The organism is Glutamicibacter sp. NPDC127525 (assembly GCF_042672105.1).
GTDB lineage: Bacteria > Actinomycetota > Actinomycetes > Actinomycetales > Micrococcaceae > Glutamicibacter.
In genome coordinates, this window is sequence record NZ_JBHXVN010000001.1 from 1,139,442 (window position 1) to 1,150,066 (window position 10,625).

Here is a 10,625-nt window from a genome sequence, read left to right on the forward strand (position 1 = left end):
ATATCGTCACGTCAACTCGCCGCGGCCGCGTCAGAAATCGATACGCGCCCACCGCCGTATTGAATGCTCGTTCCTAGCCGAGCTCTTCACTCAGCTGCGCTGCACGGGCGGCTGCCGCTTGCGTGCCCGCAGCAATAATCTTTGGAATTCCCTGCTCATCGAAGGTGGCGATAGCCTGCTCGGTGGTGCCCTTCGGGCTGGTTACCGCCTTGCGCAGGGTCGCGGGATCCGCGTCAGGGTTCGAGAGCATCTTGCCGGCACCGGCCACAGTGGCACGTGCCAGCGCGATTGAAAGCTTTTCATCCAAGCCCATGGCCACACCGGCATTGGCCATGGCCTCAGCCAGGTAGAAAGCATAGGCCGGACCGGACCCGGAAATTGCCGAGAGCGCATTTTGCTGCTCTTCGTCGATGACGTGCACGTCGCCGGATCCGGAGAGCAGATCGGTGACCAACTTGGTCTGCTCGTCGCTCACGCTTGCCGCCGGGCTGATTCCCACCACGCCGGCACCGACCATCAAAGGGGTGTTCGGCATGGAACGGATGACCGGCTGGCCAGCTGGCAGATGAGACTGCATGCTGCTCAGGGTGATAGCGGCGGCTACGGAAACAACGACCTTCTGCGCGTCCAGCGATCCGGAAATCTCCTCGCACAGTTCGGTGATGCCTACCGGCTTCACGCCCAGGAAGATAATGTCTGCGCTGGCGGCAGCCCGGCGGTTGGCTTCGGGATCTTCCTCGCTGACCAAGACGTTGATGCCCAATTCGCGCAGTTCCGCTACGCGGTTATCGCTTCGCACGGTAGCGGTGATGAGCTGCGGGTCATGGCCCGAGGCGATAATGCCACGCAGGATGGCGCCGTTCATGGAGCCGGCGCCGAGGAAGGACAGGGACAGATTCTTTGTTGCTTCACTCATATGGCTATTGTGTCATTGGCTTGGGGTCGCTGCCGACTGTTAAGTGCTGGCGGGCAAATTCTAGGGTCTTTCCCAGCCATTCTTCTTTTTGCCCGGTGTTCCGAGCTTTGCGTGTGGAGACCTCGACCGCTACGGTTCCGCTCCAATTGGCATCACGCAGATATTGCAGCGTTTCGGCCACCGGTTGGGTGCCCAGGCCTGGCACAAGGTGCTCGTCTTTGCCGTTATCCAAACCATCGCACAGATGAACGTGCGCCAGTCGCTGGCCCAGGTCCTCGACGGCTTGGCGCGAATCCATATTGGCAATCGCCGCATGGGAGAAATCCCAGGTCACATGCTGGTAGTGCTGCGGGACTGGGTTCCAGTGCGGAAGGTACATTTTCGCTTCACGGCCCCGGGCACGCCATGGGTACATGTTTTCCACGGCGATTTTCATCCCCGTGGTCTCAACCAATCGCTGCACGCCTTCGGCGAATTCTTCGGCGTAGGAGCCCTGCCACCTGAATGGCGGATGGGCGACAACCACATTTGCGCCGACCGCTTGGGCCAGGATGACCGAACGTTCGATCTTGGCCCAAGCAGAGCCCCACACCTGCTGGGTGAGCAGCAGTGTCGGTGCGTGGATGGCCATGATCGGCAGTTGGTACTTGTCCATCAAGGCTTTGAGCGCGGTCGCAGATTGGCTGGCTGCGTTGCCGGTAATCAGCACTTCCAGCCCGTCGTATCCCACGTCCTTGGCCATCGCGAAGGCGTCATGGACGGTCAGCGGATAAACTGACGCGCTAGAGAGGGTGACTGGCACCTTCATTGTGCTCTTCTGGTCTTCCATGCTCTTGCCTCCTGTTACCGTGTCCACTGTGCGGGCACCGCTTAGCCAAGAAGGTTAGCTGCTGGGTTTGGCGAGAAATTTGTACTTCTCGTTATCCAGAGCTACTTCCCCAACTCCAACGCTACTACTGAGCGGTGTCGCAGAGTCAAACATCACGTGATCAAAACGTCGCAGCATCAAGCCTTCACGAATCGCCCAAGGGCAAATCCGCACAGATTTCAGTTTCAAGGCATTCATCGCTTCGTGAGCGACAATCGCCCCGGCAAGCAGTTGCGGGGCGCGAATCTCCGAGACACCGGGCAATTCTGCCCGTTCAGCCCAGCTCATCGCGGTCAATCGGTTGGTCCACAATTTCAATGCGTCACGATTGAGCACGCGCTTAACATAGGGGCCTTCCGTGCTCGGCGCGGCTCCGGTGATGCGAGCCAGCGAGCGGAAAGTCTTGGAAGTAGCGGTGGCCAAGGTGGGCTTGCCATACTGGCGCAGCTCGGTAGTCGGGTCCGTGAGAACGTCACGCACGTACGTACGCAGTTCCTTGACTTCCTTGATGGACGGCAGGTCGTTAGGAAGCCATTCGCGGGTCAGCCGGCCGGCACCCAGGGGCACGGAGAAGGCTGTTTGCGGGAACTCGTCAACGCCCAAGGCCAGCTCCAGCGAGCCTCCGCCCATATCCAGGTTCAGGATGGATTCCGAAGACCAGCCAAACCAACGGCGTACGGAGTAGAAGGTCATGCCGGCTTCTTCTTCGCCGGTCAGTTCCATCAAGCTCACGCCTGTCTCGACTTCGACGCGTTCCAGGACGGCAGCACCGTTGGAGGATTCGCGAATCGCTGAAGTGCAGAAAGCCATGAAGTCCTCAACCTGGTGGTTTTCGGCGAACTTGGCGGCTTCCTTGATGAAGGAGATCAGCTCGCGCTGGCCCTCTTCAGTTATGGCGCCATACTCATTGAGGTAGCGCACCAAGGACAAGGGTCGCTTGTGCGAGGCATAGGGAACCGGGCGGGCTCCCGGATATGCATCGACGAGCAACAGGTGAACGGTATTCGAACCGATATCCAATACACCGAGTCTCATGGTGCGCTCCTCGTTAGGCCTGGCAAGAAAGACTAGTCAGTCTTTTTCGCGGTCGTCTTCTTGGCCGTAGCCTTCTTCGCCGGGGTCTTCTTGGCTGCTGGCTTCTTGGCCGGCGCCTTCTTTGCCGTGCGCTTCACCGGTCCGCGGGCACGTTTGTCGGCCAGCAGCTCGATAGCCTGCTCGCGTGTCAGTTCCTCCATGGAGGTAGTGCGCGGAACAGTGATGTTGGTGACGCCGTCGGTGATGTATGGACCGAAGCGGCCATCCTTGACCACGATGTTCTTCTCGCTGGTCGGGTCCACTCCGAACTCGGCCAATGGCGGTACCGCGGCACGACGGCCACGCTGCTTCGGCTGCGCGTAGATCGCCAGCGCTTCGTCCAAGGTGATCGTGAAGATCTGCTCTTCGCTCTCGATCGAGCGCGAATCGCTGCCCTTCTTCAGGTACGGACCGAAGCGGCCGTTCTGCACGGTGATCTCTTCGCCGTCAGCGTCAGCACCCAGTACACGAGGCAGGCTCATCAGCTTCAGGGCATCTTCCAAGGTCACTGATTCGACAGTCATGGACTTGAACAGCGACGCGGTGCGCGGCTTGACCTTGGTTGGCTTCTTCGGCGGCTTCGGCTTGCCATTCTTGTAGTACTCGACCGGCTGGGCCGCCAATTCCTCTTCGGTTGGCTCCGGGATGATCTCGGTGACGTAGGCGCCGTAGCGGCCATCCTTGGCTACGATCTGGCGACCGGTTTCCGGATCAATGCCCAAGTGCATTTCGGAGACCTGCGAGTTGGCAAAGAGCTCCTCTGCCTTTTCGGCAGTCAGCTCATCCGGGGCCAGATCCTCAGGCACGTTGGCGCGCTGCGGCTCGGTGCCTTCCTCGGCGCCTTCCGGGATGGCACGTTCCAGGTACGGGCCGAACTTGCCCACACGCAAGGTGATGTCGTCGGTGACCTTGATCGAGTTGATCGCACGGGCGTCGATGTCGCCGAGGTTATCGACCACATGCTTCAAGCCTTCGGATTCGGTCTCCGCGCCCTTGCCGAAGTAGAACAGGTTCAGCCAGTCGGTGCGGGCACGATGGCCCTTGGCGATCTCATCGAGATCATCTTCCAGGCGGGCGGTGAAATCGTAGTCCACGTACTTCGCGAAGTGCTCTTCGAGCAAGCGGATCACCGAGAAGGCGATCCAGCTCGGCACCAGGGCGCCGCCTCGCTTGGTGACATAGCCGCGGTCCATGATCGTGGAGATGGTTGGCGCGTAGGTCGACGGGCGGCCGATCTCGCGCTTTTCCAGCTCGGCCACGATCGAAGCTTCGGTGTAACGAGCCGGCGGGGAGGTTTCGTGGCCTAGAGCGGTCAGCTCATCGCCGGCCAGCTGCTGGCCCACAGCCAGCTGCGGCAGGCGGGCTTCGGCATTCTCTGCCGCGGCTTCCAGGGCCTGTTCGTCCTTGCCCTCCTCATAGGCGGAAAGGAAACCGCGGAAGGTGATTACGGTGCCAGAGGCCGAGAACTCGGCCACGCGCTGATCGCTGGCGGTGCCCTGCAGCTTGATGGTGGCGGTGAAGCCCTTGGCATCGGCCATCTGCGAGGCGACGGTGCGCTTCCAGATCAGCTCGTACAATGCGTACTCGTCCTTGGACAACGAGGAACGCACGTCCTTCGGGCGGCGGAACATGTCACCGGCCGGGCGGATTGCCTCGTGGGCTTCCTGCGCGGCATCGTTCTTCGCCTTGTAGACGCGCGGCTTGGCTGGAACGGAATCCGCGCCATACAGTTCGGTTGCCTGCTTGCGCGCGGCATTCACTGCCTCGCCTGAGAGGAAGACCGAATCGGTACGCATATAGGTGATGTAGCCGTTTTCATACAGCCGCTGAGCGATCTGCATGGTGATCTTGGAGCTCCAGCGCAGCTTGCGGGATGCTTCCTGCTGCAGCGTGGAGGTGGTGAAAGGGGCGGCCGGACGACGGGTGTACGGCTTGTCCTCGACGGAGGTCACCGCAAAGCCGGTGTCCGACAGGTTCGCCACCAGCGACTGGGCCGACTCCTGATCCAGGTGGGCCAGCTTATTGCGGGTGGTCTTCAGCTGGCCGCGGTCATCGAAGTCACGGCCGGAGGCGACACGGGCGCCGTCCACTGCCGAGAGCTTCGCTGCGAAGCCTTCGCCTTCACTGGTGGCGAAGTTGCCCTTCACATCCCAGTATCCGGCGGGGATGAAGGCCATGCGTTCGCGTTCGCGCTCGACGACCAAACGGGTTGCCACGGACTGCACGCGGCCTGCGGACAGCCCGCGAGCCACCTTGCGCCAGAGCACCGGTGAAATTTCGTAACCATAGAGGCGGTCCAGGACACGGCGGGTTTCCTGGGCGTCGACGAGGTCGGTATCGAGCTCGCGCATGTTTTCCAGTGCGCGGGCGATGCCTTCCTTGGTGATTTCGGTAAATGCCAGGCGGCGTACCGGAACCTTTGGCTTCAGGACCTGCAGCAGGTGCCACGCGATGGCTTCGCCTTCGCGGTCCGCATCGGTTGCGAGGTAAAGTTCGTCAGCTTCTTTGAGCTTCGCCTTCAGTTCGGAAACGCGCTTCTTCTTGTCCGGGTAGACCATGTAGTAAGGCTCAAAGTCGTTGTCCAGATCGACAGCGAACTTGCCTACTGAGGTCTTTTTCAGCTCGGTTGGCAGTTCTGAGGGCTGCGGAAGGTCGCGGATATGGCCCACTGAGGCATCCACGTCAAAGCCTTCACCCAAATATTTGGCGATCGACTTCACCTTGGCAGGAGACTCCACGATTACGAGTTTCTTACCAGTCTTTTCCTTGGCCTTGGGGGGCACAGCACTCCTTTAGACAACACGGACCTTGGACACCCATTTCCGGGCCCTGATCGATCCGCCATCGCAGCTTCGTTCTTCATGCCTACTCTATAAGCACATTTCCCGATGATCTTACACCGAAGAATCTGCGCTCCCTGAGCCGGGCATGCTTATGATGATGCCTCCCCCATGCTCTGGTATTCGGGAAGCAATGAGATTAAGTAGAACATACGCCGCGAATCAATACTGCGTTCCTCGGCTGTTGCCTGTGCCTCGTATTCGTAGACCAGATCCAGCATTCTGCGGTTGAACTCGCGTTGCTTGGCTTCCGAGAGGAAGACCAAACCGCTAGTCAGCATCGGCGGACGATCCGGGTCCGGAGCGATTCCGGTCTTCGCTTCTGCCTCGCGCCGCTGGACTTCAGCATTGAGCCGGGTGCGGAATGCGTTCAATTGCACGTTCAAGTACGCAGTTTTGGCGTTCGCCGAGTCGATCTGCGTGTTCAGCTCTAGCCGTTCACCAGCCGCTCGCCACCGCCGCTCGCGTGCGTCTCCTTCGCTGGCAGCACGAATCACGTACCCGTACTTCTCCAGGGCCCGGAGGTGATAGCTCATGGCGCTAGGTGTCAGCGCACACAAGGATGCAAGTTCTGTAGCGGTGCGGGTGGTCTGCGAAGCAAAGAGCTCATCCAAGACGATCAGTCGAGCGTCATGGGCCAACGCTCGAATCGCCTGAGGGTCAGTGATCGAGACAACTTGTGGGATTTCCGCCTCATCGCGCGAGGCGGCCCCACCTTGTTCCTCAATTGTGTTCCGTGTCATAGGGAAAAACTTTAGCGCTTGTTTCACATTTTCTGAAGCAGGCCATGTCGCAAGAGTCGCTTCACTGCTTCATAAAGCAGGTCCGCGAAGTCTTCTTGCCCTTCTCCAATCAAGGAATCCAACGCGTTGACTAGTTGCGATACCGACAAATCACCATCGCAGGCGGAAACAAATCCTGCCTGCGCGGTATCAAGCAATTCAGTACGGCGCAGCCCTGCCCCCTGCCGCAGCAAGATCACGCCGGGGTGCTCCGCCCCCGGACGCTGATGGCGCTCCTCAGTAACATCCTCGGCCACCAGCAGGTGCCAATCCTTGAACCCTTCATTGGCGGCGGCCAGCTGGTCGGACATGGCAATGTCCCGCTGCAGGGTCGGGGCCAGCGGCTGTTCCACCTGGTGCGAGATCTGCTCGTAGCGCTGCAGTACCGGATGGCCTGCGGCTGGACGGCGGAAGTACACCAGACCGAAGCCGATGGCACCCACGCCGCGGGACTCGAAGTCATCGAGGTATGCGTTGTAGGCGGAGATGTATGAAGTGCTGTCCTCGGTCTGGGAAGCGTCGCGCAGCCATGTCTCGGCGTAGCCGCTTGGCGTTGTTTGCTCGCGCTCGATCACCCACACGTCCAGCTGGTCGCCGAACCACTGGCGCACGCGGGCATCCCACGGCTGGTTGGATTCATCATCTAGGCGAGGAATCTCCCAGTTTGACAGCATTTGCATGCAGCCACCCGGCGCCAGGAAGCCAGGAGCCTGCTCGATCAAGGTGCTCACCAGCGTATCGCCGGCCATCCCGCCATCACGGTAGGTGAACCGGTCCTTGGCGCGCTCGTTGCTGCTTCGCGGGGTAATCACGAACGGCGGGTTGCTGGCGATCAGGTTGAAAGTGGATCCAGCCACCGGATCGAACAGGCTTCCCTGGAGCAGGGTGACCCGCGATTCGAGGTTATCCGGATCCAGCTCCAGGGCCTGGTAGTTGAGCATCAGGTTGAAGCGGGTGAAGCCCAGGGCTCGGGCCGACAGGTCTGTGGCCGTAACATGCTCCGCGTGCGATAGCAGATGGAACAGCTGGATGCCGCAGCCGGTACCCAAGTCCAGTGCGCGCTCGACCTTTTCGCGGATCGTGATCTGCGCCAGGGTCAGGGACGCCTGGCCAATGCCCAGCACATGGTCGGTGCGCAACACGCCGGGACGCTGGTGGGCACCCAGGTCGTGGGCCACCCACAATTCACCGTCAGCATCGGAGGAATGCAGCGCCAGGGCAATCTTGGCCCGGTAACCGGTAGCCCAGGACTCGATCAGGCCCAGCTTGAGCAATCCGTCGGTCTTCAATGTCGGGAAGGCGGCATTGATGGCCGCGTCTTCCTGGGTCTGGCCCATTTGGAAGAGGCGAACCACACAGGCAAGCGAGCTATCTGGCCTGCTACGATCCAGGTTTCGCAAGGCAGGGTGGAGCTGGTCGCGGGCAAATGCTGCCGCAGCTTCCTCACCAAGCAGCCCCGCAACATTTTCATAGTTGTACCCGACATCAGTGAGGTCTTTGGCTAGCGAGTCGATGAGCAGTTGATTGTAGCTCTGGGGAGCGTCATCAATGGAAGAAAATTCAGCAGCATTCACACCTCCAAGTCTACCGAGTAACTCAACGGGTGATAGCTAGGCCAGGCAAACTACGGCGACCTATGATGTGGGCATGACCCAAGTAACGGTGACCTATCTCCAGCAACTCGACTCCGCTGATGTCATTCGCTCGGCCAAGTCCTTGCCCGAGGACGCCCGGATCGAGCTGGCCAAGGAGATCACCCCGGAATTTTCGCGGTTTCTGTATCAGAGCGTGGGCAGCGAATTGAACTGGTCTGACCGCCTGGGTTCGACCCGAGACCAGTGGGACGAAGTGCTCCGACGCCCGGGCTCAGAAACCTGGGTGCTCTACCAGCACGGTGCTCCCCAGGGGTACGTGGAGCTCGTCACGGAAGTCGCGGACGCCGGCAGCGAGGTCGAGATCTTCTACTTCGGCTTATTTCCCGAAGCTACCGGCCGCGGCCTTGGCGGGGTGCTGCTCAGCGAAGCACTGCAACAGGCCTGGGCCCTGGGTTCACGATGGCCGCAGCTGCCTGAGGTCAGCCGGGTATGGCTGCATACCTGCTCACTGGACGGACCGGCGGCGCTACCGAACTACCAGGCGCGAGGGCTGAGAATCTACCGGACCGAGGTGGAACAGGTCGACGTCAAGGATGCGTCGCGCGGAATGTGGCCGAAGGTGACCGCATAGAAAACGCGGCCTGGACTTATGGAAAGTCCAGGCCGCGGTTGGTGAAAGCTGAAGTTAGGCGTCTACGGTGCTGCAGTCTGGGCAGCGGCGCAGTGCTTCGTCCTTTGCGCAGTCCTCGCAGAACAGGCGCAGGTTGCGGCAGGCCGGGTCCGAACAGTTCTCGAACTTGTTGGTTGGACCTTGGCAGCCCACGCATTCACCGATGGTGACAGCGTCTTCGGAGAATTCGGTATGCATGCGCTTATCGAAAACGTAGAGAGAGCCTTCCCATAGGCCTTCATCCCCGTACTTCTCGCCATAGCGGACGATGCCGCCCTGCATCTGGTACACCTCTTGGAATCCGCGTTTGACCATCAAAGCCGAAAGCACTTCGCAGCGAATGCCGCCGGTGCAGTAGGTGACCACCGGCTGGTCCTTCAGGTGGTCGTACTTGCCCGAATCCAGCTCGGCAACGAAATCGCGGGTGGTGTCCACTTCGGGGACAATCGCGTCCTTGAACTTGCCGATCTGCGCTTCGAATGCGTTGCGGCCATCGAAGAAATGGACCTTCTCGCCGGTCTTCTTCTTGTTGTCAACCAGCTCGTGAAGTTCTTCGGGGCGCAAGTGGGTGCCACCACCGACAACACCGTTCTCGTCAACTTCCAGTTCGCCAGGAGCGCCGAAGGTCACGATCTCGTCGCGAACCTTGACGGAGATACGCGGGAAGTCTTCTGCCGAACCTTCCGACCACTTGATATCCATCTTCTTGAAAGCTGGCAGTTCTCGCGTGGCCTTGACGTAGGCCTTGACTGCGGAGATCTCGCCACCAACGGTGCCGTTGATGCCGTCTTTGGAGATGATGATGCGTCCGCGCAAGCCCCAGCGCTCCAGCAGCGAGCGCTGCCAAAGGCGGATTGCCTCCGGGTCTGGGAGCGGAGTAAAAGCGTAATACAGAACAATACGATGAATGGCCACCCTACAATGTTAGTAGCTTTTGGCCGCGAAACGCCGAGGAAAAGAGCAATGTCACATTGATCTTTCCCGAAAATATCGAGCTCTCGGCCAGTGCAATAGTTCCAAGTAGGCAACGATTAGTTCAATGTCAGCTAATTCCTAGGAAAGACAAGGTAGGGTCAAATTATGGCATCAAACGCAAGCGATGAACTGATTGGCACCTGGGTAGCAGGCTGGGCTGGGGCTCGTGGTTATGAAACCCGCAACGAAGGACGGGTCCACGCTGCGCTGCGCCACGACACCACTGAAGACTGGGAATACGTCATCTATGGTCCCTCCAAAGAGGAACTCGCAGCAGTAGCCGAGACCCTGACGAAGCACCCGAACCGTCGGCTGACGGCTTTCGACGACTCCGCCGAGAATCTGGTTGCCATTGCGGCTGAAGTAGGCCTGCAGGTCACTGCCGATGACGAAGCACTGATGGTCACCGAACTAGCCGTGCACGACGTCGAGGTCCCACTGCCTGCAGACGGGTTCGTCTTCCAGATTGAACGCGATGGCACTCATGCCTACGTTTCGCTGCATCCCGAGGACAACCAGGAAGTCGTTGCGGCATCCGGCCATGTCTCAGCAGTTGGCGGATACGCAATCTTCGACCGCATCATCACCGGCGCCGATTTCCGCCGCAAGGGCCTAGGTACCCTGATCATGCGTGCGCTGGCTTCGCTGGCTCAAGAACACGATGTTGATGAAGGCCTGTTGATCGCTTCGGTCGATGGCCAGCAGCTTTACGCTTCGCTGGGCTGGACTTCGCTGGGCAAGGTTGTCATGTTCAAGGCCTAGGGCCTCCAAGATTACTCTTATCGCCGTGGGGGGGGGGGGGGGGGGGGGGGGGGGGGGGGGGGGTTTAGAACACAAAGATGGGGGGGGGGAGCGGGGGAGGGGGGTTCTGTGGGTGGTTAGTTTAAAAAAAAAAGAGCGAAAGA

Annotated in this window: 9 protein-coding genes; 2 read left to right on the plus strand and 7 right to left on the minus strand. The window is 60.0% G+C overall.

The annotated features are described in order from the left end of the window. Positions 1-73 precede the first annotated feature (73 nt). The 6 genes from proC to ACFVHU_RS05400 all read right to left on the minus strand — a co-directional run bounded on the left by proC (position 74) and on the right by ACFVHU_RS05400 (position 7,817). Entirely contained in the window at positions 74-916 is an 843-nt protein-coding gene (proC, locus tag ACFVHU_RS05375; RefSeq protein WP_105656959.1) for a pyrroline-5-carboxylate reductase, read from the minus strand. 4 nt (positions 917-920) lie between these two features. After that, positions 921-1,745 carry a sugar phosphate isomerase/epimerase gene (locus ACFVHU_RS05380; RefSeq protein ID WP_332485932.1) on the minus strand — a complete coding sequence of 275 codons (825 nt, stop codon included), beginning with the start codon at positions 1,743-1,745 and terminating at the stop codon, positions 921-923. Positions 1,746-1,799: 54 nt separating this feature from the next. After that, positions 1,800-2,819: a Ppx/GppA phosphatase family protein gene (locus ACFVHU_RS05385; RefSeq protein ID WP_105656961.1), complete on the minus strand. Its 1,020-nt coding sequence runs from the start codon at positions 2,817-2,819 to the stop codon at positions 1,800-1,802. Between the two features lie 32 nt (positions 2,820-2,851). Then, positions 2,852-5,641 (minus strand): type I DNA topoisomerase, encoded by a 2,790-nt coding sequence (gene topA / locus ACFVHU_RS05390; protein WP_133833581.1) that lies wholly within the window; start codon positions 5,639-5,641, stop codon positions 2,852-2,854. A 149-nt stretch (positions 5,642-5,790) separates the two neighbouring features. Then, a complete protein-coding gene (locus ACFVHU_RS05395) occupies positions 5,791-6,441 on the minus strand; it encodes a helix-turn-helix transcriptional regulator (RefSeq protein WP_105657083.1) in 651 nt (216 codons plus the stop codon). Between the two features lie 23 nt (positions 6,442-6,464). Continuing rightward, a complete protein-coding gene (locus ACFVHU_RS05400; RefSeq protein WP_286172127.1) occupies positions 6,465-7,817 on the minus strand; it encodes a methyltransferase in 1,353 nt (450 codons plus the stop codon). Positions 7,818-8,127: 310 nt separating this feature from the next. Between ACFVHU_RS05400 and ACFVHU_RS05405 the strand changes: the two genes are divergently transcribed. Further along, a complete protein-coding gene (locus tag ACFVHU_RS05405; protein WP_105656964.1) occupies positions 8,128-8,706 on the plus strand; it encodes a GNAT family N-acetyltransferase in 579 nt (192 codons plus the stop codon). A gap of 54 nt (positions 8,707-8,760) precedes the next feature. Here the strand turns inward: ACFVHU_RS05405 and ACFVHU_RS05410 are convergent, their stop codons facing one another. Further along, the gene (locus ACFVHU_RS05410) at positions 8,761-9,660 is read right to left on the minus strand and encodes a rhodanese-related sulfurtransferase (protein ID WP_105656965.1); all 900 of its coding nucleotides are present in this window, start codon (positions 9,658-9,660) and stop codon (positions 8,761-8,763) included. Positions 9,661-9,825: 165 nt separating this feature from the next. Here ACFVHU_RS05410 and ACFVHU_RS05415 point away from each other — a divergent pair, with 165 nt between their 5' ends. Beyond that, positions 9,826-10,482 (plus strand): GNAT family N-acetyltransferase, encoded by a 657-nt coding sequence (locus ACFVHU_RS05415; RefSeq protein WP_105656966.1) that lies wholly within the window; start codon positions 9,826-9,828, stop codon positions 10,480-10,482. Positions 10,483-10,625 lie beyond the last annotated feature (143 nt).

Excerpts from the sequence above, each read along its gene's own strand:
- proC (WP_105656959.1), bottom strand. The coding sequence starts at position 916 with ATGAGTGAAGCAACAAAGAATCTGTCCCTGTCCTTCCTCGGCGCCGGC.
- ACFVHU_RS05380 (WP_332485932.1), bottom strand. The coding sequence starts at position 1,745 with ATGGAAGACCAGAAGAGCACAATGAAGGTGCCAGTCACCCTCTCTAGC.
- ACFVHU_RS05385 (WP_105656961.1), bottom strand. The coding sequence starts at position 2,819 with ATGAGACTCGGTGTATTGGATATCGGTTCGAATACCGTTCACCTGTTG.
- ACFVHU_RS05395 (WP_105657083.1), bottom strand. The coding sequence starts at position 6,441 with ATGACACGGAACACAATTGAGGAACAAGGTGGGGCCGCCTCGCGCGAT.
- ACFVHU_RS05400 (WP_286172127.1), bottom strand. The coding sequence starts at position 7,817 with ATGGGCCAGACCCAGGAAGACGCGGCCATCAATGCCGCCTTCCCGACA.
- ACFVHU_RS05405 (WP_105656964.1), top strand. The coding sequence starts at position 8,128 with ATGACCCAAGTAACGGTGACCTATCTCCAGCAACTCGACTCCGCTGAT.
- ACFVHU_RS05415 (WP_105656966.1), top strand. The coding sequence starts at position 9,826 with ATGGCATCAAACGCAAGCGATGAACTGATTGGCACCTGGGTAGCAGGC.